Genomic DNA, 26,145 nt, shown 5'->3' on the forward strand with positions numbered 1-26,145 from the left:
CACCCCATATTCCTAGAATGATCAAATTCGCGCCCATCCTGCTTGCCATTATATATGGCCTTTTGATGTTTAGGTTTTCGGCGTGGCGCACCGCGCGCGAACTCGACGCACGCTCGACAGAGTTGGCCGACCCAAAACTGGCCCCCCTGATCAAACGCATGGCCGACTCCCTCGATCTGCACCGGATCAAGGTCTACATCTACGAAATCGACCCGGTGAACGGCCTCGCGGCCCCGGATGGGCGCATTTTTATCACTCGCGGTTTTTACAACAAATACCGCGCGGGCGAGGTTACGGCCGAAGAAATGGCCAGCGTCATCGCACATGAGTTGGGGCACGTTGCCCTTGGCCATTCCCGCCGCCGCATGATCGACTTTTCTGGCCAGAACGCACTACGCACCGCGCTGGCGATGGTTCTGTCTCGATTTATCCCTTATGTGGGCGCGATGATTGCCAATTCCGTGATGTCACTGCTGATGGCGCGCCTGTCGCGCGGTGACGAGTACGAGGCCGACAGCTACGCTGCCGCCCTGCTCACTAAATCCGGCATTGGCACCGGCGCGCAGAAATCCCTGTTCGAAAAACTAGAAAAGCTAACCCAGTCAAACGCGGGCACTATGCCCGCATGGCTACTCAGCCACCCCAAAACCCACGAGCGCATTTCGGCAATCGAGGCTCTGGAGCGCAAATGGGGACTCACAGGCGGGTAATCAGGCCGCCAAAAAGATAAAGTTGCGCGGATCGTTCATCTGCGCCGCGGTCAGGCTACCTTGCAGCAACATGCCTCCGTGATCCCCGACAAAGATCGCAACCCCTTGGCTGACATCCTCAAACCGCAGATCACCAACCGACTGAATATCATCATAGCTCAGCTCGATCACGTCGCGACCCACTTCAAAGTCGGTGATGACATCGCCCTGTGCCATGTGATCTTCGGAAAACCGGAACAGGTCAGCCCCGGAATAACCGGTCAGGGTATCCACGCCTTCGCCACCAGCCAGCGTATCCGCACCTTGCCCGCCATTCAGAATGTCCTGATCATCACCGCCGCGCAACAGGTCGTCCCCCTGGCTCCCTGACAGGGTGTCACGCCCTTCGTTACCCGAGATCGAGTCGTTGCCATCATGGCCTTTCATGTCGTCATCGCCACCGAAACCGTAGACCGCGTCGTCACCTTCATTGCCGCGTACATAATCGTCGCCGCGACCACCTTCCAACTTGTCGTCGCCTTCGCCACCAAACAGCTCATCAATCCCGTCGCCGCCATTAATACTGTCCGAGCCACCCAAACCGCTGATCGTGTCATTTCCACCTTCGGATTGAATAGTATCGTCCGCATCAGTACCATCGATGACCTGATTGGGCGGCGCGCCCGGCTCCTCTCCGGCGGGTAAGTTATAAACCACTTGCAGCACTTCATATGGCTTAAGGCGCACTTCAAATTCGTTGCTGTCGATGTCCAGATCCTCGATCGTGGCGCGTACGTCATGCTCGTTGAAATAATACACTTGTCCATCGATGACTGTGTTTTCTGCTTCGACCAGATTGCCTTCTTTATCTCGATAGATCCCGTCCGAACTGTCCGCCGATTGGTCATACCCAATACGCACAGCCGTGATGTTCCCATAATTCGGAACCAATGTGCTGACATCCAGATCAAGCTCGATCGCTTCACCAGCGCGCGATGCAACCTGAAAGATCACTTTGCCCGGCGCCTGATAGGTCTGAACCTCAATCCGGCCATCGTCGTTGCTGAAACTCGCGTCCACCAGCTCGGCACCAATCAACTCGGATGACATCACGTCGAACATGGCACCACGCACAGAATTGAGCACGCGATCCTGCTCATCCGTAATCGGCATGTCGCTGCGTGTTCCGGCAAGGTGCGAGTTGGTGTTATGCACCGCAGGCCATGAATGCGCGCCATCCGCACCCATTTCGATCATGTTTTCAAACTGTTCAGTCAAAACTCCGGCAGCACGCATGCCGTTTTGCTCAAGATTGGTCGTACGCACATTCCATTCGGTAATGTGCATATCCAGTTCCTTGTCAAACGCCTCTTCCCAGATGCCGTAATCTTTGTCGATATACCGCTTCTCGTCGCTGCCCTCTTCGAACACATCCAGTTTCTTGTTGTAGTAATAATGTTCGACCACACCGTCGATGGCGTCCCGCGCCTCCTCGGAAAGCTGGGCGATGATTTGACGATTGGCATCGTCGCGACGCTCACCAAATGACCGGTCATCCACAGATTGGTGGAACTCTGACCCATTGTTGGGTGTCGCCATCTGAACAATTATGTCTGGCTGGTCGTCTTCATCCAGACCGGCATTACGCATACCTTCGGCAAAGGCCCGTGCGGCAATGTCGGCTTTCTGGCCATAGGCGGTCTCGCCCTGAATCCAATACTCGTTACCCACCTCAAAGGCGGAAACCGTTTCGCCATATTGTTCAATCACCAACTCTGTAAACCGCACCATGTTGTCATACATGGCCTCATACTCTTCGACCGTGAAAATCTTGGTTGGCACACCCAGAACGAGCTTTACGTCATTGCCATTTTCATGTGCTTCAATCACCGCATCCAGGGCCGCCGTCACCTCCGGGCGCAGCATCAACTCACCGTTTTCATCCTCCTCCAGCTCCATGATGTTGAGCCAGGTCTCGCCCTCACCGCCGGGCGTTTCAGGATCAGATTGGCCGGCCGGATAGCGCACGTTCAACACATCCAGCGCATCAACAGCGCGCACATAGTTTTCCAATGGCACACCGCCATCTGTGTTCACGCTATAAACCGCATTCGTGCCGAACATGTCGCTGTCCACCACGTTGCCAGTCCCCACAGCAGTTTCCAACGTCATGCTGATCTTTGTGTCTTCTGTTGCAGCTGACTCAACACCAAGCCCTACATCGGGCGCTGGATCAAAATTGCCGATCCACGCATCTTGGTTCTGCAACACCAGCGCATCCATTCCTTTCATCAACGCGACTTGCACCCCGGCATATTCCAGAATGGCCTCTGATCCGTCCGCGCTTTGATAGATAACAAGGTTCGCGGCCACGTCTTCGGCACTCAACGGGATGCCGTCCGTGTCCAGCAAAACAAGCCGCTCCGTGTCGCCGCTCTCGGTTTGTGCCTCATAGCCATAGATCGAGACCGGCGCGTCATCAGCACTGCTCGGCACGATGACTTCGTAAAGGTCCGTTCCGTTTTGACCACCTATGAGATCGCCACCATCCCCGCGAAGCGTGTCATTCCCATCGCCACCTTCCAGCGTATCGGGTGCAATGGTCGGATCGTCGCCATCTGTACCGTCAAGAATGTCGTCCCCCTCGTTGCCGCGCAAATGATCGCTACCATCGCCACCGCGCAGCGTATCATTGCCTGGCCCGCCAAACAGGTCGTCGTCGCTCCCCGCGACTAATGCGTCGCCTTCAACCAGATCATTCCCGTCCAATCGCCCCGTCAAATGCGGAGACAGGTTGCCGAGCCAATTGGTATCCGCCAACAGGTCTTCAGCCGTGTAGCCTTCGATAATCACCGCAAGCTCACCACGAACAAAGATATTGGCATCCTCGCCATTGGCGGCATCTTCTGCGCGGGTTTCGGCATCAATCAATTGCTGGCGCGTAAACAGGTCGCCATTCTCGTCAATGAATGACACCAAATCGGTACGTAACTCAGCATCGTCGCCGTGAAACAGGTTCAGATCCTTGATCACAACCGGATCGTTTCCGGCAATACCCACCGTCACTTCAAAACGGTTAACCCCCTCGCCGCCATAAAGAACATCGCCATCATCGCCCCAGATCTGGTCATTGCCCGCACCGCCCAACACGGTGTCCGGTGCGTCGTCTGCACCATCAGGATCTATCGCAAAGATATAGTCGTCCCCGACTCCACCCCGAGCCAGATCCGTCCCGCTTCCAGTGCTAATCAAGTCGTCGCCGCGTCCGCCCAAAAGATTGTCATCGCCCTCTTCACCATACAGAAAGTCGTTCCCGTTGCCGCCGTTCAGCACGTCGTTTCCGGTACCCCCGTCAATAACATCTGTCCCGCCACGCCCAAGAATGGTGTCATCACCAGCCCCCCCCAAACCAAGATCCTCACCCCCCAACAACTCGATGCGGTCGTCGCCGCCGGCGCCATCCACATTGTCAGTAAGGTCGCTGCCCGTCAGAGTCTCGTCACTGTTATCACCAACCAACGTGACACCATCGACATCGTTTGTTAGATCGGGCCGCAAAGTGCTGGATTGCACGTCGCTTGGTGTGTCTTCCTCGCTGACAGCATCAGCCGTCAATGCCACCTCCGGTACAACCTCGCCGTCAGGGACTGGCACAGGGTCAATGTCTTCGCCACCGGCGACTTCGGCCTGTTCTACACTGACAACATCATCTGTAGCTGTTGCCTGGACGTCAATCTCGCTGTCAGGGGCTGGAAGCGGATCCATCTCTTCGTCCGCCACTTCATCAGGAGTCAACTGCATGTCCTCGTCGTTGCTCTCATCGGACGAGTCATTGAAGATAGCGTAGCCGGCGATCAAAAGCGCCAAAGTCGAAAAAAACAGCATGTTGCCCGCCCCCACGAGAAAACAAAAAATATCCCTTAGTATTCTTGCATTTGCATAATTATCCAAACAAAATTTACACAATCTTAACCATTTGCTGTGTTTCCAAATTGGAAACAACAAACACATCCAATACAAAACACCAAACTAAGATATTGTATTATAAAATATTCCGCCCAAAAAGTGGAAATGGCACGCGCCAAAATGCAAAAGGACCCGCCATTAGGCGGGTCCCTTGTTAACCATATTCAACCAATTTACCTAAATCCGGAAAATCGGTTGCAACATGCGCGGTACAAATTGATTAAACCGCAAAGGCGCGTCCGTCGCGGCAAGGCAAATACAATCCGGGCCTGCGTCAGCTATTGGAGTATGCTCCAGATCTTCGTCGCCAATCTCAACATCACCCACACCAAACCGACCGGTTTCATCGCTGAAACTACCCTGTAGAACCAGCGTCAACTCAAGCCCATTATGGCTGTGATCTGGCACCGCCTGCCCAGCCGGGATATGCAGCAATCGCACCGATCCGCTGCGACCGTCTTCCAACAGACACTGCTTCACGCCCATGCCCATCTTGCGCCAACGAGGTGGACGGCCATGTAAGCATTCCACAACCGGACCGGGGAAAACACCGGATCGTACCGGCGCGGCAGGCTCTGGTTCGCTTACAGGCACGTCCAACAGTTCCAGCACGCTGTCACGCAAGCCGGAGTCGACAGGAGCCTGCACCATGTCTTCCAACACGGCCCCTCCAGCACTTTCGTGCGCCTCAAAAACCGCGCGGCATTGGTCGCACATCGACACATGCGCCGCGACAACAATGGCGAACGGGCGCGGCAACGTGCCCGCGGCATAGGCCTGCATTAAGGCCTCTGGGATATGATGATTGATCGCGCTCATTCTTCACGCAGTCCTTTTAGCTCGTGGCGCAGCTTGTCCAGCCCCAGCCGGATACGTGATTTGATGGTGCCCAACGGCAAACCGGTCTTCTCGCTTAACTCGCGATGCGACAGTTCCCCTAAATAGGCCGCTTCAATCATTTCTCGCTGCGCTGGCTTCAACTTTGCCAAAGCCATTTTCAATTGGCTTGATTCCTGTTCCATCCCCAAAATCTGAGATGCATCCGGCTCATTATCTGGTTCATGAGCCAATTCTTCCGGCATGGGGCGGCTTTCCTTGCGGATCACATCGATATGGCGGTTGCGCGCAATCCGATAGACCCAGGCCGAAACCTGTGCCCGCGCTGGATCAAACTGTTCCGACTTGCGCCAGACCGTCAACATGACGTCCTGCACAATCTCGTCCGCCTGACCGTGGCCGCATCCCTGTCGCATCAACATGCCTTTGATGCGCGGTGCAAAAAAATCGAACAATGCAGCAAATGCCGCGCGATCCTTCTGGTCTCGCACTGCCAGCATCCAACTAGTTTGCTCGCTTAATTCAACGCCCTTGAATGGGGTCACGATATCCCTGTCTCCTGACACGCGCATTGCTTTGGCCACCACGGATTTCGCGACGGGTGAAATGCTGTTTTTCTCTTGGCTCAGTGTCAACATACAAAGCTTACGCCGACAATCCAAAGCCGGATCATTATTTTTGATCTGTGCTCTTTCGACGCGCGTAAACTGATCAAATAACGAGCGGAGATAATATGTCCTTTGACGCCTACCCAACACAGCCCCAGCGGATCGCCATTGTGGGCGGTGGTATTTCCGGCCTCGCAGCGGCCTATCTTTTGGCCCCGCAACACGCTGTGACACTCTACGAGGCTGCGCCGCGCCTTGGTGGACACGCCCGCACGGTAAACGCAGGTTTAAACGGGGATCAACCGGTTGATACGGGCTTCATCGTTTTCAATTATGCAAATTACCCGCACTTAACGCGCATGTTCACCGATCTCGATGTGCCCGTGACCAAATCCGACATGACATTTGGTGCTTCCGCCGATCAGGGCCGTGTGGAGTACTCGGTGCAATCGCTTGGCGCGCTGGTCGCTCAAAAACGCAATCTCCTGCGCCCCGGCTTCTTACGCATGGTGCGCGATATCCTACGCTTTAATGCCCGCGCCGAAGCGTTGGCCAAGGATGATCTGACTCCGCTCGGCGATCTGATGGATGAACTTGGCACCGGCGAATGGTTTGGGCGCTATTACCTGACGCCACTGTGCGGCGCGATCTGGTCCACGCCCACTGACCGCATCCGCCAGTTCCCCGCTCAGGCGCTCGTGCGTTTTTTCCGCAATCATTCGCTGCTGTCGGGCAGCCAGCAACATCAGTGGTGGACAGTCAAAGGCGGCTCAATCGAATATGTGTCCCGCCTGACCAACCACCTGCGCAGCCGCGGCGTCGCCCTGCGCTCCGGCACTCCGGTCACATCCGTTAAACGCACCCCCGTCGGCGTGACCATCGCCGCGCAAGACTGCGAGCCAGAACAATTCGATCAGGTTATCATGGCTTGTCACTCTGACCAGTCGCTGGCTTTACTTGAAACACCCACCGAAGCCGAAACCCGCGCGCTCAAGCCACTCACCTATCAGGACAACACCATCATCCTGCACCGCGATCCGCGCCAGATGCCGCGCCGCCGCTCCTGCTGGTCCAGCTGGGTCTACAAGGCCGACACAACCCGCCCTGAACCGGCCATTGGCGTCACCTACTGGATGAACCGCCTGCAAAACATCCCCGAAACCGATCCGCTGTTTATCTCGTTGAACCCGTCCGATCCGATCCCGGACGAAATGATCTATGACCACAACACCTTCCGCCACCCGGTCTTTGACACGGCGACAACCACGTCCCAAAACGCCTTGCGCGACCTTCAGGGCCAAAATAACACATGGTTTGCTGGCGCCTATACGCGCCACGGCTTTCACGAAGACGGTTTTGCCAGCGCGGTGCGTATCGCCCGACAGCTCGACGCAACCCCACATTTCGAAAAGGTGCCCGCATGACCGCACCAACCCAAAACTGGCCCGATCACATCCGGGGTGTCACCACCCACACGCGTCGCGGCGACCTCAAAAACGCCTTTCGCTACAGCGTGGATTACGTGCTGATCGACCCCGAAAGCACTGCGCATCCCTCGCTCATGGGCAGAAATGCTTTCAACCTCATTTCTGTGCATGACAAATCACACGGTGGCAAAATCGGCGCGGGTCACGGCGCAGCGTGGGCCCGCGACGCGCTCAAGCTACGCGGTCTTGCACCCGGCACCTACGACCTGCGTTTGCTGACACAGCCGGGCTTTTTGGGCCATGTATTCAACCCGGTCAGCTTCTGGCTCGCCATGCGCGACGGCGACCTCATTGCCGTGATCTCCGAAGTGTCGACCCCCTTCAAAGACCGCCATTCCTATCTCACCCACCTGCCCGATTTTGCCCCAATGGCCCCGTCCGACACGACACACGTGACAAAACGCCTGCACGTCTCGCCATTTCAGGACGTGGAGGGCGACTACACGTTTTCCTTTGCCATACGCCCCGATCAAATCGCCATTCGCATCCTTTATCGCAACGGACGCGAAGGTGTCGTGGCCACCCTCTCTGGTCCACGCGCTCCGCTAAGCAACCGCGCAATCCTCGGCGCGGCGCTGCGTCGCCCGTTTGGCACGCGGCGCACCCTGTGGCTGATCCAGTGGCAGGCGATCAAACTAATTCTAAAAGGCGCGGCCTGGCGCTCGCGCCCTGTACCGCCGTCAAAGGAACTGTCGTAATGATCTCTACGTCCCGCAAATCCCGCTTCCTTGACAGCTGCGCGCGCATCTCGACCGGTAACCTGCGCCTTTACACCCCGTCCGGTCATCACCAAGACTTTGGTCAGGGCGCACCTGCCGCCGAAATGCGCATCCATGACTGGGCTGCCCTGTCTGGCCGCTCACTTGCCAAATCCTACGCCGCAGGTCTCTGGGACAGTGACAGCTTAGGCGCGCTCTGCGCCCTCATGCTCTCAAATCCACACGCATTCAAACACAGCCTACCGCGCGGCATCAACACGCCCACCAAAGGCGTCGGCATTGGCAATGAGTTTTTTCAGCTCCTGCTCGATCCCGGCATGAGCCTGTCCGCCGGCCTATTCGAAGCAGGCGACCCGGACCTTAGCCAAGCTCAATCCCGTAAATACAATCGCGTCCTCGACCGCCTCGCGCCCGGTCTCAGCATCCTTGACATCGGCTGCGGTTGGGGCAGCTTTGCCGAACGCGCCGCTGATCGGGGCTATGATGTGACCGGCCTTACCCTCAACGCAGGCCAAAAAGGCTACGCTGATGCACGGCTGGACGGGCGCGCCGATATCCGCCATCAGGATTTCCGCAAAGAGCATGAAATCTACGACAATATCGTTTCCATAGAACAACTTAACACGCTTTCCCCACGCCTCTGGCCCACTTTTTTTGCGCAATTGAGGTCGCGTCTCGCCCAAGGCGGGCGCATCGTGCTGCAAGCAGTCACAACCCCCGACGCCGGCCCGCTCTCGCCTGTCCCTACGGTCGAAAAACTCCAAAAACTGGCCAAAAATGCCGGTCTTACATGGAAAGACAGCTTCAGCTTCGGCCCCTCTTATGCCCGCACCTTCGCGACGTGGCAAAACCAGCTCGAAACAAACAACGCGCGCTTGTCACATATGGACTTTGACACTGCGTTTCAGCGGGAGTGGCGCATTGCGCTGGCCGCATCATCCGCCCGTTTCCGCACCGCACAACGCGATGTTTTGCAAATCGACCTCACCCATCAACGACGCAACCAATGAGAGTATCCATGTCAGTTTACTGGTTCATCGCCATCATCGCCCTTGTCGTGATCGTCCTGGCGGCCCGCACCCGCGTCGGCTTCACCGCACAGGATCCCGCTTATTATTCAGACTCCGGCCCCTACTTTGATCTGACCGAGCACTTGAATGGCCCCATCCTGTGCGAAGGTGTGATCTACGGCCCGCTTGGCCGGGTCGAAAGCACCTTCACTGCCAATATGTATGGCGAATGGGATGGAACCTCCGGCACGCTGGACGAAAACTTTACCTACAACACCGGCAATACCCAATCGCGCCAGTGGCGGCTCACCATGGGGGAAAACGGACGTTTTACAGCCGAGGCTGACGACATAATTGGCACCGCCCAAGGGCTGGTCAGTGGCTCTTCTGTACGGATGACCTACAAAATCAAGCTTCCCGAAGAGGCGGGCGGACACGTGCTTTCCGTTGTCGATTGGCTGTACCTGACCGAAAACGGCACCATCATTAACCGCTCGCAGATGCGCAAATTTGGCATCAAGGTTGCCGAACTCGTTGCTACAATGCGCCCCGATCCTGCCGAGGCCGCCTTAGGGGCTCAACAGGCAGCGGAATGATATTCTCTGGCAAAACCTACTGGATTGTCGGCGCCTCCGAAGGGCTGGGTCGCGCCCTGTCCAGCGCTTTGTCAGCAGAAGGGGTGCATCTGGTGCTCTCCGCGCGCAACGAAGCGCGGCTTACCGAGCTGTCCGACAGCCTGCCCAACGCAACAGCCCTACCCTTTGATGTCTCAAACCGAGCCTCAGTCGGCTGGGCAACCCACCGTTTGAAAGAGATAGGTACCCAAGTCGATGGCATCATCTACTGCGCAGGAGCCTATGATCCCATGACCGCCCAGAACTGGGACGCCACCGCAGCCGAGGTCGTGGCCGATGTCAATTTTATGGGAGCTTTGCGCGTTCTGGCACATGTCGTACCACAAATGGCAGAACGCGACACTGGTCACATTGTCCTGATCGGCTCGCTTGCCGGGTTCCGCGGCCTGCCCGGTGCCATTGGATATGGCGCATCCAAAGCGGCGCTTATGCATCTCGGTGAAAACCTGCGTGCCGACCTGCGCAGCACCGGCGTCAAGGTGCAATGTCTCAATCCGGGGTTCATCCAGACCCGACTGACCGACAAAAACGCGTTCGACATGCCCATGTTGATGAGCCCAGAAGATGCGGCGAACCATTGTATGCAAGCGATGCGCAGCAACCGGTTTTCCACATCCTTTCCTGCGCCATTCTCATGGCTTTTCCTGATGGGCAGGTATTTACCAATTGGCTTGTTTCAGTCGATCTTTCGGCGCAAATCCTGAATTTCAGACCGACGCGATACCGATGTAATACCGACGCAATACCGACGTTCCGTTTTCGCGCGTCGTAACGCCCACCGCCATAACAAACGCGTTTCGAGATTCATAATGCCATCGCACGCAATAGAGGCAAAAACACCCCCAAGCTACCCGATTCCCAGCGGAAAAACACCACGGACAACACCACAACCTAACTGCACACCAGTCACATCAACCCATGTCCAGTTATCGTTGATTTTAAATGATTTTTTGGTGCGGGTGAAGTGCCGCGAACTCTCGTGCCACAATGCCCCATGACGTATCAATAAATGAATGAATTCAGACTTTTAGCCCAAATGTCTGTATCATGATGTTCCATGGTGTACCACTGTGTGGTAAACTTGAAGGTGGATAATCAGGTGGATCAGTTTGGCTAGGGAATTGAACAGATTGTCGGCGGCTTTCGTAAAGTCAGCGCCGGTTGGCAAACACGCAGATGGTGGTGGTTTGTGGCTTCACAAGCGCCCTGACGGCGGCGCCCAGTGGTTCTTGCGTGTGACTGTTCATGGCCGACGCAGAGAGATGGGGCTTGGGTCGTTGCCTCATGTTTCCTTGAAGGAGGCACGGCTGCACGCAGACATGTGGCGCGCAGTGGCTAGGGAGGGAAAAGACCCAATCAAGGTCCGGCAACGCCAGAGACGAGAAGCGGAACGTGACCTGCACATCCTACAAGATGTTGCGAGAGATTGTTTTGAAAGCCGTAAGGCGGAGCTAAAGGGTGATGGTAAGGCGGGTCGATGGTTCTCTCCCTTGGAGCTCCACGTATTGCCAAAACTAGGTAAGGTGCCGATTGCAGAGATAGACCAGCACGATATTAGGAATACTCTTGCACCAATTTGGCATGCGAAGGCCGCAACTGCGAAGAAGGCGTACGAACGTCTCAAAGTCTGCTTCCGCCACGCCGCGGCTCTAGATCTCAATGTAGACTTGCAAGCTCCAGAGAAAGCGAAAGCGCTGCTGGGCGCGCAACGCCACAAGGTGCAGCACACGCCCTTCATGCCTTGGGAGGACGTCCCTGCATTCTACGCCTCGCTGAACGAAGGCACGGTCACGCATTTTGCCCTTCGGCTGCTGATATTGACGGTAGGCACAAGGTCTCGACCCGTTCGATACATAAGGATGGAGCAGATTGAGGGCGATCTTTGGACTGTACCGGCAGATCTAATGAAGGGGCGCCAGAACGCAGAGCAGGACTTTCGTGTTCCACTCTCCGAGCAGGCTCAAGCAGTAATTGCCGACGCGCTACCCTATGAACGAGACGGGTTTCTGTTTCCAAATGTGCGAAAAGGCGTGATCTCTGACGCGACCATGGCGCGGCTCATGGAGCGGAGGGGTCTTGAGGCCCGTCCACATGGTTTCCGCTCTAGCTTCCGAACCTGGTGCTCAGAAGCTACGGATGCGCCTTGGGAGGTTGCCGAAGCTTGCCTTGCCCACAATACCGGCAACAGGGTCGAGCGGTCCTACAAGCGGACGGATTTCTTGGACCGGCGTCGAGAGCTCATGCAGCGGTGGGCAGATTATGTTTCAAGTGCCATATAGGTAGGGGATAGACACTTTGTGTAATGATGAGTGGGGCGAAAGACTTTGCAACGATGACTTGAGTTCGATGTCGCGCCGGGAGCTCGTAGACTGGTCAAGGCGACGCATTGAGCGCTCAAGAGAAGCTCCGACCCCAGATTTTACACTGCTCCTTATGGCTGAAATCACAGCTGGCCGAATAGAGAGCTTCGTTACCAATAATCAGCCCATCGACAAGTGGATGTATGAGCAGCTGCTTTTCGCACGCAAAGAGTGTCGTGATGCAGGAGTTGAACCGTCGCCATTTCTTGAGAGCTACATCGCCGACGTCACGACCGGTCAATTGTTGCAACCGGGCGCAAAGGTAGGGCGCAAACGGGAGTTCTTTCGAGATCTGCAGATCTGCGACTGCATCTTTCAGATAGTTGCCAAGCGCAGCGACATTTCAGCGACCCGTAGCACAGAGCGCGGTGTTAAACGCAAGCGTAAGCCTGATCGAAACTCGGTCTGCGACATCGTTGCAGAAGCCACGGGTATGATCGAATACGAGGCGGTTAGAAAGGTCTGGAAAAGTCGTCCGGAAAGGTTCCGTGGGTAAACAATTCTGCACGAGTTGTGTTCCGGCGACCAATCCGAGTTTCTTCTCCATTTGTAGTGCACCACAACACATAGGAGTGCACCATGGTAGAGAAGACAGAGAAGTATCGCACGTTCGCGGAAGTCGCGAGCCGGTACCACACCAGCAGATCGACGATTTACAGATGGTTAAGTGACCCCGTCGCGCGCTTCCCGCGCCCATTCAGGATTGGACACAGGTGTCTGTGGCGGTCGGCAGACCTCGATGCCTTTGATGAGGGATTTCATCAACAGTCGGAGGGAAGTTCGAAATGAAACTCCCCGAAAGATATATCCTTTGGAAACTGACCAATGATAGAAGAAAAGTCCCATGTGATGAGAGAGGCGTCGCGATAAACCCTTATGATCCTTTGCGTTGGATGACCTTCGAGGCCGCTACATCCAAGTCAGGAACAAGCAAAGGTCTTCGCATTGGCTGGGTCTTGAGCCGCAAGGATGACACAAGGCTCTACGGTCCCAATGACGGTTGGTTCTTTCTGGATTTGGATAAGTGCCGCCAAAGCGGCGAATGGACGCCGGAAGCTCAGTCTGTGTTTACAGCGTTCAAGGGCGCTTTGGGTGAAGTATCAGTTAGCGGTATGGGGCTGCACGTAATCGGGCGCTTTGATCCGCAAATGTTACAGAACCGGAGGAACAAGTGGGATGGTTGGCTTGAATTCTACTCAGACAAGCGATTTGTGGCTTTGTCAGACAATGGGCTGTCCGTGATCGGCGACAAGGGTGACGGCCTCACAGACTGCACAGAAGCTCTGAAAGCTTTGGTTCCCTTTAGAAACGATCCAAAAGCTGCCATGGCCTCGACAGGTCTTTTGGCATCGACATCACTACAAAACTCTGGATTACCCGAGGGTGCCGATCCCAACTATTCAGGCCCAGAGAACGACGAAGAACTCATCGATCTCGCACTACAAAGTGGCGGCGGTGCCGCAGCGAAATTCGGAATGAAGGCTTGCTTTCGAGATTTGTGGGAGGCTCGTGAAGAAACCCTTCGAAAGCACTATCCTAGCCCAACAGACGATGGCTTCGATCACAGTAGTGCTGATCTTGCACTCATGAACCACCTCGCGTTTTGGACTGGCAAGGACCGTCGCCGCATGGACCGGTTGTTTCGACGGTCCGGGCTGATGCGAGACAAATACGAGCTGCGCGCAGACTACCACATCAATACTATCCAATATGCAATTCGAAGCTGCGAACAGGTCTACCAAGGAGGCAATCAGGGTTCCGAGGCAAATGCTGAGCCCCATGCTTTGATGCCGGACCACCAACTCGCATTGACGCTGTTCGAGCAACACTGGCGGGGAAGAGGCTTCTACATTCCGGAGCGGGATCGCTGGGCATTTTGGAAGGAAGGTCGTTGGCAACTGTCATCAAACAAGCAAGAAGCTCTGACGCGCGTGCGCACCCAGTTGGCGCAGGTTAGAACAATCGGTATTGAAAAAGTTGCGCAACAACGCAAGCGCCTTGGTCAAAAGAAATCGATCGACGATATCGCTGCGCTCATGAAGTCCACACCGGGTGCATCCAAACCTCTGGCAGAGTGGGACGCGGACCCATTGGAGCTCGGCACGCCGAGTTCAGTCATAGATCTTCGGACGGGCCAAGCGCGGCCACGCAAACGCGAAGACTTCCTGCTCAACTCCACAAGTTGCGATCCAGGGATGCCAGGGTTCGAGCCAACGAATTGGTTCCGGTTCTTGTCTGAGATCACGAAAAATGATCCAGAACTCATTGAGTTCTTGCAGCGCTTAGCTGGGTATGCCGCAACGGGCTCAACCAAAGAGCAAATGCTGTTCTTCGCACTCGGAACCGGACGCAACGGAAAAGGGACGTTTCTGAATACAATTGGGGAAATCCTGGGAAATGACTACACCGTGATGCTGTCCAATGCTGTGGTGACGGAGCAGAAGTTCGACCGTCATCCCACTGAATTGGCAGCTCTGGTGGGCAAACGACTTGCAAGGGTCTCTGAAATACCTGTTGCCAAAGCTTGGGCTGAAGCCACCCTCAAGCAGATCACTGGGGGCGACCCCTTGACCGCACGTCACATGCGTCAGGACCCGTTTGTGTTCACGCCTCAGTGCACATTGATCATTGATGCCAACAATGCTCCACATGTGCGTGGTATCGATGAAGCGTTTCGCCGACGTATTCAAATCATCCCGTTCGACGTGACGATCTCTCCCAATAGGGTAGATCCTGACCTTCCTGCCAAGTTACGTCGGGAAGCTCCCATGATCTTGGCTTGGATTGTTGAGGGCGCCGCCAAATGGTGTTCGTCCGGCTTGCGTATCCCGAAGTGCGTCACCAACACAACGAGTTCATATCTCGATCAACAAGATGAATTCAGACAATTCTTGGATGAGCGTTTTGACCTCGACCCCAAAGAATGGGTCGACAACGCCACACTCAGAGAACAACACACTTACTTCATGGATGAGCGTGGAGGTCACTCTTGGAAACAGCATCACATCAGTGAAGAAATGCGCAAACGAGGCTTTGTGTCATGCAAGTCCGGAAGCAAACGCGGCTGGAGAGGCCTTAAACCAAAAATCACCCCACAGGTGGCGATGATGCCGGGTCTCTCTCCTTGATGGATTGGGACAAAAGGGACAGGTATTTCTATCTATACTTTCCTAGAGAACTCTTTGAGTTTCTTGGAGCCTATAGTTCAGAATTCCCGTCCCTTGCGTCCCAATACAACAGAAGTTTGTGAAATCTTGTCGCTAGAAGATAGTTGAGGTGGCGCGTTACCCGCACCGCATTATCGCCTGAGAGGACCCATTGATGGGCGCGTAATCGTTCCAACAAACTGTACTTTACAAATACCTGAAGAAACGTGTGGTTCCCGCGCAACTTCAGTGTGCTTTGAGAAATCATTATTTGACTGTTAATCAATTGGTCGTAGGTTCGATTCCTACCACCCCAGCCAGCTAAGCCCAGTTCTAGTGTTCCATGGTGTCGCGGTGGCCAGTGTCGTCGGAAATGCCCCACTACTAGAATGCCGACCCGCAGCACTCTAAATCAACCCTCGCGGGTGTAGAGGGTGTGCCCCTCCCACATTGCGGGAGAGGCGGGTTAGTTGTTTCAGGTTCGAGATTTAGGCTTGGCCACAGCTACACCCACCGCCAGTTGATCCCGTTAGCGCGTCGATCCCACTCATCTCTGAGGTTATCCGCTCGCGACCCCGTCTCCAGATGCTCCGGGTTGATGCAGCGCCGGTTGTGACACCGATGCCGGATCGGCGTCGTCTCGGGTTGGAGCGGCCCGGTCTGGTGTTCCACTCGACCCGCAAGTGGTTCATCACCCAGTGTGAGCGCACGGGCGTCCCTGAGCACTGGACGGCGTCTCTGGTGGGCCACAAGTCGGCCCGATCAGAGAACGGGTTGACCTACGGCATCTACTCGGCGGGCATCAGTAACGAGCAGAAGCGGTCGATCGTGGATCAGATCCGACTGCCGGAGCTCGTCCGATGAGCCGAATACCTGACATCGATGCGTTCGAGGAGAGGGCCGCTATCGCTGAATACGATGGCGGTCTTTCTCGTCGGGAAGCTGAGAACCTTGCTGCTCGAGCTCAGGGGTTCGCTGATGCCGACGATTACTGGCAGTGGTTGGCGGACTATGTCACCACCAAGAAGATCCCCGCATAAACCACTCCCTCGGCTGGCTTCGTGCTGGCCGGGGGAGACGTACTTTGCTTTTTTCTTGCCGCATTGGCGCGATCCATCGCTTGAGTAAGCAGACCCTCAGACTGACGCCGCGCCCAATCGCTAGATACACACAAGTAACGCCGGTCGGACCTGCCACACAACGACAAGCGCATTGACTCATTGACTGGGCCTGCATTTTACTCGTCGCAAACCTATTTTAGTTTGGAGAATTGTTCGTGCCTGAAGTGAGATTTTTTAATGGATTTGATCCAATAGACATAAACCACCAAGTTGATGTTCCTCTGATAAAGAACTCTTTTAATGACTTTAACTTCTCGCTCAGCGGACCCAGAGCCTACTCTCGAGCAGAAATCAATAACTCATTCTTTAGTGGGTACTATGTCGAGCTTGCCGGGAGTTTTCAGTATGGGATCGGTTCGATTTCAGGGACAATAAATAAGATCACTCTTTTCGGACCTGGCAACGTAAAACATTATGAAATCACAGGTTTAAACATCAGAAATCCCTTGGACTATGTGTTCGCTACTGCTGGTGCCCATCCCAGCTTAAACAGGAAAGTGACCACATATTTTGAGGGTCTCGGCGTGGATTTTAGCGGGTCCCAAGGTGGAGGTGTTGGCACCGAGGGCGACGATGTCGAAACAGGAAGCTCATCTATAAACGAGAATTGGGATCTCAAAGGCGGAGATGACATCGCGTTTACATTTGGCGGCAATGACAGGGTAATTGGCGGACCTGGGGACGACAATTTAGATGGCGGCGACGGAAATGACTTCTTACGGGGCGATGCTGGGGATGACTATGTAAGAGGTGGCTCTGGCAACGACAAGTTGTTCGCTGGTCCAACCGATAATGGAAATGACAGGTTCTTTGGAGACGATGGAAGAGACGTAATTGGCGGGGGAAGGGGAAACGATACGCTTAGCGGTGGTCAAGGGAATGACACGGTATTTGGTGGAGACGGGAACGATCAGATAGCAACCAGCCTCTCAAATACTATTGATAGTGACGAGGCTTGGGCGGGAACTGGCAACGATACAGTATTTGGTAGCGACGGTGGAGATACGCTTGGCGGCGGATCAGGTAATGACTCAATCTATGCCTTTGACGGCGAGGACATAATTTATGGTGGCGCAGGTAATGACACGGCTGGAGGCGCCGACGGTAACGATACAATTTTCGCTGGCGGCGGGGATGACCTTATCAATGGCGGCGAGGGTAACGACCTGATCTTTAACGGTGCAGGAACTGATACGGTCTCGGGTGGGTCTGGATCTGACACCATTTGGGGTGCGGGCGGAGACGATCAGTTCACCGGGGGAGACGATGCTGACACGTTCGCCTTCGTCCAGAACAACGGAACAGATGCGATCACCGACTTCAGCTTTGCTGAGTTGGACCTTCTCAATGTTCTGGGCTTGGGGCTGTCGTCTGAATCTGAGGCGCTGGCCGCCATGACCGACGTTGACGGCAACGTTCATCTTTCTGCGGGAGGCACGACTGTGATCATCGAAGGTCACACAGTCGCGGACTTCACCGCGAACTCCGGCTGGTTCGACGACACGGTTTTCTAAGAAGGTCGTGCTCTGGAGGTGGGAAACACAATCGCGGTCTACAAGCCTCCAGAGCTCACCCACACCCGCCAACGTCCCTCCACCGGTGTAAGAAATGCCCCAGTAACCGCCCCAGTTTGGGAGGGTTTTCCCGTAAGCCGATGATTTCTCTAGGTTGGCAAGGTTCCCTACCGCCGGAGCCAAAGAATTCAAAGGCTTAGCAAGAAATTGCTAAGCCTTTTTAGTGTCGCAACACTGATCAGGACGCAAATAGGGCACGCAAGAATGGTCACTTCTGGGATGCATAAGTTGGGATTTGTTCGAGAATGGAATACCTGCCCGAGCTAGCGTCGACAAAAAAAACCTGTACAGCGCGGCCAATCCAACTCGAGCGCAGCGACGAAAGGAGAAATTGCCTTTTCCTCTCAAATAGTTGATATCCTCATAGTGTACGGTTAGTTTTCCTGCGCGGATACGGATAGGAATATTTCATTTGGCTTCTACATTAACCGACGTTGAGATTGGCCTAATCAAGAAAATGTTGGAACTCGGCTGGAAAAACAGTGCGATCCAGTTCTATTTCAATACCCCTGAAAGACCAGTCAACAATGGGCGCATAAGCGAAATCAAGGGCGGCGATCGTGGTCAGGAAGTACCAGTCGCGACAAAATACGAACTAGAAGAGTTTCTTGACCACCATCCCCTTACACTGGCCCGCCTTGGAGCTGACGAACCGGAAACGCCGCAACAAATTTCAGAAGCAACTCAGTTCCTTGTCAACGAAGAAGACCAAGTAGACATAAGGCTCGCCCCCCTTTCTGATGACATCAACGAAGACCCTGAACTAGGGGCATTTTACCAAGAGCTTAGGGCCACCGCGCTCGAGTTCTTCAGTATGGGTCATAACACTTTGGGGGAACTCGCGCCGAAAGCCGAGGACTTTGCGTCTGCACTTCCCGAAGACTGTCGCGATACCACGATCAATGTGATTTGGATGCGAGGCAACAAGCTTCGCATGTTGCTGGGTGCACATGATCGTGTCTCCGATATTCCAGATATGCATCCTGCCAAGTTGGATGTTGCTTGCTCGGAAGCGCTCCGGACGGTTGTGCAAGCTTTCAACGTTTTCGCTGCGAACAGCGCTAAGGCTAGACTGCTCGACCAGTTGAGCTTGGGACCAGATGACCGAAAGGTAATCACCGAAAGCCTTCCCGAGATAGAAGAGGTGGTCAAGGAAGCTGGTGCCATATCGACTGGTGAAGCACAAAACGCGCTGATTGAAGAAGTGGAAGACGCTCAAAGTGCGGACGCTTCTCCGGCAGGCGACCGGCAAGTTTCTTTCGCTGGTCGAAGTGTCACCAACTTTTTCACTACCATCATTGTCAAAGCATATCGTTTGGTTCGCACTGGCCTCAAGGCAACGGTTTCAGCTGTGTGGACTACCGTGAAAGACAAAACGGCAGAAGCAGTTACACTAACGGCAATCGGAATAGCTTCGCCGCACGCTACGGCCTTGTTCGAATTTTTGAAGTCACATTATGGGGTTGTGGCAGAATTCCTGAAAACCGCTCAAGCAAACCCGGCTGTCCAGCAGTTTCTGGATTTCATCGTGAAGGTCCTCGGGCTTGCTTAAGGCTCGCGGATGTGGAACATTGCGCGAACACGACCGATTGAACGCAGTTATCCACAAGATCGATTTTAGCTTCCGTTTCCCAGCTACTGTGGTACTCTCGGCGAAAACCACAAAATATAGGGGGTAGCAGAATGCAGAACACTTCTCATGCAGTCATGGCGCAGCGAACAGAGGCTCGAGATAGCCTCGACAACTTTCCAACTCCACCCTGGGCTACTCGCGCGTTGCTCGAACACATTATTGAGCAAGGTGGCCATACCGATCATTTGACCTGCCTTGAACCAGCCTGTGGCGCAGGGCACATGGCCAAGGCATTGGGCGAGTATTTTGGAAATGTAGCTGCATCCGATGTATACGACTACGGTTATGGAGAAGTATCTGACTTTCTCTCTTCTGATGTAGCTCCGGGAACTTACGACTGGGTGATTACTAATCCACCATTCCGGTTGGCGGAGGAGTTCATCTTACATGGGCTCAGTGTCGCGCGACGGGGCGTTGCTGTATTGGTGCGAACAGTGTTTTTGGAAAGTGTTGGTCGATACGATCGAATTTTCTCAACTACTCCGCCAAGCACCGTAGCCCAATTCGTAGAGAGAGTTCCGATGGTGAAGGGCAGACTGGACAAGAAAGCATCAACTGCGACTGGGTATGCGTGGGTTGTTTGGGAGAAAGGCTGCAACCGTGGTACGCAGCTCCTATGGGTTCCTCCCTGCCGAAAGGCACTCGAGCGGGCCACAGATTACGATGAGAAAATATCTTCGGATGTCCAAACAAAATTTGAAGTGGTACGAGAAAACCAAAGTGAACTTCTGATTTAGGGGAACCTGCGTGCCAGAACTGATCGAAATTCTGAAACCCGAAGTTGAAGCTACGATCGAGCGGTTGCACTCAAAGAAGTTTCGTCCGGACCCTATTGCCGGAGAACATTTTTCAAAAATTGTTAGTGTGATGAGTTCTGCATACAAGCGGCACGGATACATACTTGAGAAAGCGATTTTGGAACGCCTAAAGCAAAACCCGGATTTTGTTGTTTGGGAAGATCAAAAATTTCAAGTCCCATCGACTGCTGACCATATTGTTGACAGCGCAATACAGAACCCGGAAGACGTTTTTGGTTCTGAAACTTCATATAGAGAAGGTCATCGAAAACTTCAGGTGGACGCTATTTTATACAAACCCAAAACCAAACAAATTTTTGCGTATGAAATAAAGCGCGGGTCTGGTTTACATGATGCAGGAAAGCGCCGCTCCATTTTGCGAGACCTTCTTTGTCTTCAAACACTTCTCAAGTCATATGGCGAAGGCAAAGGTTTCGACATATTAGGGGCGAGAGCCCATATTATTTTTTACTACGGGCAATGTTCGATAAAGAAGCCTTTTAGCCTCACAAAAGATGAATTGGATGAACACTTCGGTTATCCTATTGTTGATGAAATAGAAGAAGTAAACGACTATTTTCGATCTAGGCTGTTTTCCATATTGTCTGGATGAACATTCGTGCGGGTGATAAATCGCAATTGTAAGAAGGGTTACTATTTACGCAGCACAGAAGCCGATGGTGGGGCGTGAGGTTACAATTGATTGCAAGAAATGCACCACACTTCAGAGATGTCGCATAGATAGAGCTAGAATGATCGGTGTGAGCCAAGATTTGAACGGTAGGACGCCGCTAGCCTAAGTTTGGCGGCTCCCCCCCCCCCAAAGACCAGCATCAGGCTGTTTATGTACCGTTTTCCGCAAAACCTGTGCGTGTTCGATGCAAAGCGGTGCAATCACTGCGGCAACAACTAGCCGGAAGCACCGCGACTTTGGTGCCGCCGTTTTCTGGAAGCCGATTACAAAAGATTGCGATGGAAAACCTCCTTCTCAGGTTTCGCGCCCGTGTGACGCTTGCAATTCGTCCAACGCTGCCTGCCATTCGTCCCTTACCACAAAGACAGGACTGTAGGACTTCATTCGGTTGTTTTCCATGACGTGGAGGCAATCCAATTGACGTAGTGCCAAGTGGAGTACAGTGTCGGCGGAGATCGCTGACCGACACAAGCTATTGAACGTGAACGGTCACATCATAGCCAAGGGCTTTCAGCGCCTTAGACGTTCTGCCATTTCTGGGCGGATAAATGTCAGGCAGTGCCCAACCAACTAGTTCACCTAAAGCGCTGATGCCGAGACCGTCAATCTTGAACTTGGGGTCATTTATCGCCTGCCAAAGTCGGTTTGGCAGTTCATCCTGTTTGCCACCATAGAAGATATACGAAAGCACCTCTTTAACATTCAGACCGGCTTCTGTTCTTTGTTCCCAGATTGTGTTTGAGAGCGCAGCGACCTTTTCGGGAATATTGTATGCCGCGCCAATAGACGGCAATCCAACAGAGTTATTCCGTACTCGCCGAGCATAATCCTTGATCGAATGAACTGCGGAGCAAACTTCCCGAAAGTCATCGTACTTCAAGCCCGCTAGGTTCTCTTGAGCCAATGCATTTCTGAGGAATGGCGCAGTGGTGTTGAGCATGACGTCTTCTCCTTGCGGGGCAGCCTTAAGGCCAGCCCACCACCTGAGTGCATCGGCTCTGGCTTTGTCAGGATTGGATTTGTTTCGATCGAAGAAATCCAGATAACGTGCCTTCTGTTCTTCGAAGGTTTTTTGGTAATAGAATGCATGCAGAAACTGGTCTGCCTGCGCTCCGGATGGAGCTTCGTCGGTGATCCAAGTAGGACGGTTTTCTGGTAGAATTACCTGGCTGCTAATGTCCCTAAGTATCTGAAGGGTCGAGAACCATTCGGCAAGAAAGCTATCCCTCTGTGCATCCTTGGCCTTTATTGGCGATGTGGTGACCAAACCACTCCAGTTGTTAACGCTAGAGTCATCCCAAAACGCCTTGTCATCAGCCTTTTTGCTAGCCAGATCTTTTTGGCGTTTGACCATTAGATCGAATAGCTCCTGCGTTAAAGGCGTAGCATTTTTGTCGAGAACGGAGAACATTTGCAAAATGTCGCTGGCCAATTTGTCGTCGATGTCCAGCTCTTTGATAAAGAAACCGGCCTCCACATTTCTGTTCCACGCGCTGTCCGTTAGATTTGCGGAACCAACATAAATGCCGTAACCCCGCCACCAGATTACTTTTGCGTGGTGATTTTTGACAAGCTTGCATGTGAATTTGGCCGACTTCCTGTTCAGGAATTTGGACAGAACGTTTGTATTGACCGCAACCTGTGGGTCCAACCGCCCGTAGAATTTCAAGGGGATGTCATGCTTGATGCACCAATCAAACAAAAGGGAATTGTCGGTGGCATAAGCTACAGCGGCCAAGACTTCTTCTGTATCTTTGGCCGCGTTTTCGGTGATGTTCCGAAGATAGTTGCCGTTGATAGCTCCCAAAAACAGTTTCATGAAACATCCTGCCTTAAACTTGCCACTCAGGCAGCACGCGTCAGTTGTCCTGTGTTGTCAACAGCCATTAACTGAATGTCAGCACGCGAATTCTAAAAAATCATGTAAACCTCAATATTTTAGAGACCATCATCTGCGGCGAATACGGAATAAGGCATAGTAAAGGGGCTCATGTGCCTTCAAAGTATGGCGAGGCTGCAAGTCCAATCGAGCAATTGAGCGAGGGTTACTTTGCCAAAGTTCCTTCGCTTCTCGACAGCCTCGATTGCTCTGTCTCTCCCTGGTTGACGACCATGGCACGGGTTCAGGCCTGGCATTCATCTCGGCAAGTAACTTGACGTCCGGGTCATGCAGATAGCCGGGACTAACACGAAAGGTTTCGACCCCATCGGTAAATACCTTGGTGGCAACACTCCGGGCCACGCGAACGTGATGTGGGGCGAATGGTCGGTCATCAGATGCTTGCCTAGTCCCCTATGGCGTCCCTTGGACAACTTCGGCGTTAATCGTGTCGTGTCGTTTAGCCGCCGATGCAGCTCAGTTCGACAATTGGGCCAATCGACTGCAGCAATTGATCCGAGGCGAGTGATTTCCCAACGAGAACTCATAGAACTGCGGCACCTGCGCTTCCTGCCTCGATGTCATCATCGCTCATCACCCCATTTTATGGAGTTTGAATTAGGGCCCGTGGACAATCAACGTGATGCAATCAGCGTTGCGGCGAGGTTCCAGCAGGCGGCATAGCTGCAATCTGTCTTGTCATATCGCGTGGCGATGCCTCTGAACTCTTTGATCTTTGCGAAGTAATTCTCGACAAGGTGCCGCCATTTGTAGACCTCCTTGTCGTAGTCTCGCTGGTGTTTGCGGTGGGTGGGAATCCTAATTGTCCACGGGCCCTAGCAACTTCGGTTTCGATCAAAGTCGAGTTTTCAAGGGAATACGCCGTCTTGCAATGCGACGCAATTTCACAACGGGTAGTTTAGGCTCTCGCCCGTCATGGAAGAAAAGGTGGGCTTATAGGTGGATGCCTAAATCCAAACGACAATAAAATTTACTATTTTCATACGGTTATTGGATTTTGATGGTGCGGGTGAAGGGACTCGAACCCCCACGCCTCGCGGCGCCAGAACCTAAATCTGGTGCGTCTACCAATTCCGCCACACCCGCAATGTCTGCGCGTCTTAGCAAAGCTTCAAATCGGATGCGAGCGCTAATTTCACTCTGCCTTCATCATTCTGGAATAGCGTAGTGATTCAAAGGCCCAGTTCACAAAAAACCTTTGGCAAGATCTCTGGCAAGTCTTCGGCGATCAAGCCCGGTCCAAAGGCTATTGCGCATTCAACATGCAGCCACGCGCCAGTTTCAGCCGCATCCATCGCAGAAAACCCACGTGCCAAAAGCCCGGTAATGAACCCTGCCAACACATCACCCGACCCTGCGGTCGCAAGCCACGGTGCAGAGCGTTCGTAATGCGCTGAATTAATGGAACATTTCCCATCCGGCGCTGCAATTACTGTATCAGGCCCTTTGAACAAAACAACACATCCGGCCCGCGCTGCGGCTTCTCGTGTTGCGTCCACCTTCGAATAAGCCGGACCACGGGTCGGAACTTCGGCAAGTCTATTTGCCAGATCAGGAAACAGCCGCGCAAACTCACCCTTGTGAGGCGTCAAAATGCAGTTTTCATGAAGGGTTTCAAACAGTTCCTCAGGTGCGTTCGCAAACGCCGACAAAGCATCTGCGTCCAAAACCGTTGCCCGTTTGTTACTCAGCACGACCGGCACTAGCGCCCTCGCACGTTCATGCCCAAAGCCGGGCCCGACACAAACCGCGTTCAATCGCGCATCTGTCAATGTCTCAGCCAGCGCTTCACCGCCCTGTACCCGCGTCATCATCAACCCGGCGATTTGGCTGGCGACTTCCATCTGTGCATTCGGTGGAACCCCCAGCGTTACCAGCCCGGCCCCAACCCGCAGCGCACCACGAGCCGCCAGCCGCGCAGCGCCGGTTTTGCCAAATCCGCCCGTTAATACAAGAGCATGGCCGTGCGAGAATTTGTGGCCTCCTCTGTCTTTGGACAAAAACAGCAAGTTCAGCCCAACCGAGCTCCGCCCCAACAAGTCGATATGGCGCGCCTTGTCTGGCTCAAAAAGATCAACGATCCGCGAATTTCCAGCCGCAACTTCTATGCGATGTTCAACGCCTATTGGCTTGACCACAAGCGAAGGACCGCGCCGATCCGACACTGAATTACATGAATAATCACTCGTACAAGTATCGAGGAAATGTCCAACTTTCGCTGCACCAAACGTCACCGTTAACGCTGGTGTGTAATACCCTTCATCATTCTCAATCACGCTGTGGGAAATCGGTCGACCACTGTCCGCGTCTATACCAGATGGCACATCAACGGCGACGATCGGCGGACGAACCTTAGAGCGAGAGTTCGCTTGCACACTTACGAATTGCAGAACATTGCCTATTTCGTCTGGCAATGGGCGCGTCAACCCAGTCCCAAAGATCGCATCAATTGTGAGCGACGCCCCGTTCAAGATTTCCTCCGAAATGTCCGCGAAAGCACGGATCGCGCCAATCTCGCTCCATCGCTGATAGTTGGTCTTGGCATCAGGTGGCAATTGCCCGGCGTCACCATACAAAAACACCTCCACAACCCACCCAGCATCGCGCAACAAACGCGCTACAACAAACCCATCACCGCCGTTATTGCCCGGGCCGCACAAAACAATGGCTTTGTAAGCGTCTTCATCTTGCCAAAAATACTTCGGGGGTTCGGGGGCTGGCCCCCGTGCCGTCTTGAAATCTGGCCATGCATCAAAAATGGCGTCAACGACCCCGCGCCCTGCCCGCTCCATCAGCTCAAGGCCAGTCACTTCACCCGACTCGATGGCGGCCAACTCTATGGCGCGCATTTGTGCAGCTGTCAGTATTTCGGTCACGTTGTAATCTCTTGAGATTCAATTTCGCGCATTTTTGCACCATTATGCCTAATTTTTAATCACATCCACAATATCTGACGAATGTGCCCCCTT

21 protein-coding genes, 1 tRNA gene and 1 pseudogene are annotated in these 26,145 nt (G+C 53.8%); 15 read left to right on the forward strand and 8 right to left on the reverse strand.

Going from position 1 to position 26,145, the window contains the following annotated elements; all coding sequences use genetic code 11:
- Nucleotides 1–17 precede the first annotated feature (17 nt).
- Complete coding sequence (locus tag CLV88_RS00245) at nt 18–710, forward strand: M48 family metallopeptidase (protein ID WP_106606374.1); 693 nt, start codon at nt 18–20, stop codon at nt 708–710.
- On the opposite strand, the gene CLV88_RS00250 is transcribed toward CLV88_RS00245, so the two are convergent.
- From CLV88_RS00250 to CLV88_RS00260, 3 genes are all read right to left on the reverse strand, one after another.
- The gene (locus tag CLV88_RS00250) at nt 711–4,574 is read right to left on the reverse strand and encodes a calcium-binding protein (protein WP_165798775.1); all 3,864 of its coding nucleotides are present in this window, start codon (nt 4,572–4,574) and stop codon (nt 711–713) included.
- 258 nt (nt 4,575–4,832) lie between these two features.
- The gene (locus CLV88_RS00255; RefSeq protein WP_106606376.1) at nt 4,833–5,474 is read right to left on the reverse strand and encodes a ChrR family anti-sigma-E factor; all 642 of its coding nucleotides are present in this window, start codon (nt 5,472–5,474) and stop codon (nt 4,833–4,835) included.
- Nucleotides 5,471–6,130, reverse strand: coding sequence for a sigma-70 family RNA polymerase sigma factor (locus CLV88_RS00260; RefSeq protein ID WP_423827718.1), 660 nt, complete (start codon nt 6,128–6,130; stop codon nt 5,471–5,473). The genes CLV88_RS00255 and CLV88_RS00260 overlap by 4 nt, the downstream gene beginning before the upstream one ends.
- Before the next feature lie 95 nt (nt 6,131–6,225).
- Between CLV88_RS00260 and CLV88_RS00265 the strand changes: the two genes are divergently transcribed.
- From CLV88_RS00265 to CLV88_RS00305, 9 genes are all read left to right on the forward strand, one after another.
- Complete coding sequence (locus CLV88_RS00265; RefSeq protein WP_106606377.1) at nt 6,226–7,524, forward strand: NAD(P)/FAD-dependent oxidoreductase; 1,299 nt, start codon at nt 6,226–6,228, stop codon at nt 7,522–7,524.
- The gene (locus CLV88_RS00270; protein WP_106606378.1) at nt 7,521–8,285 is read left to right on the forward strand and encodes a DUF1365 domain-containing protein; all 765 of its coding nucleotides are present in this window, start codon (nt 7,521–7,523) and stop codon (nt 8,283–8,285) included. Before CLV88_RS00265 ends, CLV88_RS00270 begins: the two co-directional genes overlap by 4 nt.
- Nucleotides 8,285–9,316 carry a class I SAM-dependent methyltransferase gene (locus CLV88_RS00275; RefSeq protein WP_106606379.1) on the forward strand — a complete coding sequence of 344 codons (1,032 nt, stop codon included), beginning with the start codon at nt 8,285–8,287 and terminating at the stop codon, nt 9,314–9,316. The genes CLV88_RS00270 and CLV88_RS00275 overlap by 1 nt, the downstream gene beginning before the upstream one ends.
- 8 nt (nt 9,317–9,324) lie before the next feature.
- Nucleotides 9,325–9,912, forward strand: coding sequence for a DUF3833 domain-containing protein (locus tag CLV88_RS00280; RefSeq protein ID WP_106606380.1), 588 nt, complete (start codon nt 9,325–9,327; stop codon nt 9,910–9,912).
- Nucleotides 9,909–10,655 (forward strand): SDR family NAD(P)-dependent oxidoreductase, encoded by a 747-nt coding sequence (locus tag CLV88_RS00285; protein ID WP_106606381.1) that lies wholly within the window; start codon nt 9,909–9,911, stop codon nt 10,653–10,655. Before CLV88_RS00280 ends, CLV88_RS00285 begins: the two co-directional genes overlap by 4 nt.
- 417 nt (nt 10,656–11,072) lie before the next feature.
- Nucleotides 11,073–12,230, forward strand: a complete 1,158-nt coding sequence (locus tag CLV88_RS00290) for a tyrosine-type recombinase/integrase (protein ID WP_243403520.1) — start codon at nt 11,073–11,075, stop codon at nt 12,228–12,230.
- A 154-nt stretch (nt 12,231–12,384) separates the two neighbouring features.
- Nucleotides 12,385–12,807: a hypothetical protein gene (locus tag CLV88_RS00295; protein ID WP_133169894.1), complete on the forward strand. Its 423-nt coding sequence runs from the start codon at nt 12,385–12,387 to the stop codon at nt 12,805–12,807.
- 83 nt (nt 12,808–12,890) lie between these two features.
- Nucleotides 12,891–13,100 (forward strand): helix-turn-helix transcriptional regulator, encoded by a 210-nt coding sequence (locus CLV88_RS23705; protein ID WP_106606384.1) that lies wholly within the window; start codon nt 12,891–12,893, stop codon nt 13,098–13,100.
- Nucleotides 13,097–15,439 (forward strand): phage/plasmid primase, P4 family, encoded by a 2,343-nt coding sequence (locus tag CLV88_RS00305; RefSeq protein ID WP_106606385.1) that lies wholly within the window; start codon nt 13,097–13,099, stop codon nt 15,437–15,439. The genes CLV88_RS23705 and CLV88_RS00305 overlap by 4 nt, the downstream gene beginning before the upstream one ends.
- A 522-nt stretch (nt 15,440–15,961) precedes the next feature.
- On the opposite strand, the gene CLV88_RS23710 is transcribed toward CLV88_RS00305, so the two are convergent.
- Nucleotides 15,962–16,207 carry an HNH endonuclease gene (locus tag CLV88_RS23710; RefSeq protein ID WP_106607029.1) on the reverse strand — a complete coding sequence of 82 codons (246 nt, stop codon included), beginning with the start codon at nt 16,205–16,207 and terminating at the stop codon, nt 15,962–15,964.
- 110 nt (nt 16,208–16,317) lie between these two features.
- On the opposite strand from CLV88_RS23710, the gene CLV88_RS00320 reads away from it, so the two are divergent.
- From CLV88_RS00320 to CLV88_RS00340, 5 genes are all read left to right on the forward strand, one after another.
- Entirely contained in the window at nt 16,318–16,497 is a 180-nt protein-coding gene (locus CLV88_RS00320) for a hypothetical protein (RefSeq protein WP_106606386.1), read from the forward strand.
- Nucleotides 16,498–17,075: 578 nt separating this feature from the next.
- Nucleotides 17,076–18,092, forward strand: a complete 1,017-nt coding sequence (locus tag CLV88_RS23540) for a calcium-binding protein (protein WP_165798776.1) — start codon at nt 17,076–17,078, stop codon at nt 18,090–18,092.
- Between the two features lie 472 nt (nt 18,093–18,564).
- Entirely contained in the window at nt 18,565–19,704 is a 1,140-nt protein-coding gene (locus CLV88_RS00330; RefSeq protein WP_133169895.1) for a hypothetical protein, read from the forward strand.
- Nucleotides 19,705–19,835: 131 nt separating this feature from the next.
- Nucleotides 19,836–20,522: a class I SAM-dependent methyltransferase gene (locus CLV88_RS00335; RefSeq protein WP_106606389.1), complete on the forward strand. Its 687-nt coding sequence runs from the start codon at nt 19,836–19,838 to the stop codon at nt 20,520–20,522.
- 10 nt (nt 20,523–20,532) lie between these two features.
- Nucleotides 20,533–21,195 (forward strand): hypothetical protein, encoded by a 663-nt coding sequence (locus CLV88_RS00340; RefSeq protein WP_106606390.1) that lies wholly within the window; start codon nt 20,533–20,535, stop codon nt 21,193–21,195.
- 553 nt (nt 21,196–21,748) lie between these two features.
- Here CLV88_RS00340 and CLV88_RS00345 read toward each other — a convergent pair.
- The 4 genes and pseudogenes from CLV88_RS00345 to CLV88_RS00360 form a co-directional block, all read right to left on the reverse strand.
- Nucleotides 21,749–23,095: a phospholipase D family protein gene (locus CLV88_RS00345; RefSeq protein ID WP_106606391.1), complete on the reverse strand. Its 1,347-nt coding sequence runs from the start codon at nt 23,093–23,095 to the stop codon at nt 21,749–21,751.
- A gap of 695 nt (nt 23,096–23,790) precedes the next feature.
- A pseudogene (locus CLV88_RS00350) lies at nt 23,791–23,940 on the reverse strand (IS5/IS1182 family transposase); the annotation flags it as partial.
- Nucleotides 23,941–24,177: 237 nt separating this feature from the next.
- Nucleotides 24,178–24,262: transfer RNA gene (locus CLV88_RS00355), tRNA-Leu, on the reverse strand.
- A gap of 86 nt (nt 24,263–24,348) precedes the next feature.
- The gene (locus tag CLV88_RS00360) at nt 24,349–26,052 is read right to left on the reverse strand and encodes an NAD(P)H-hydrate dehydratase (protein ID WP_106606392.1); all 1,704 of its coding nucleotides are present in this window, start codon (nt 26,050–26,052) and stop codon (nt 24,349–24,351) included.
- Nucleotides 26,053–26,145 lie beyond the last annotated feature (93 nt).

This window comes from Shimia abyssi (genome assembly GCF_003014475.1).
GTDB classification, from domain to species: Bacteria; Pseudomonadota; Alphaproteobacteria; order Rhodobacterales; family Rhodobacteraceae; genus Shimia; species Shimia abyssi.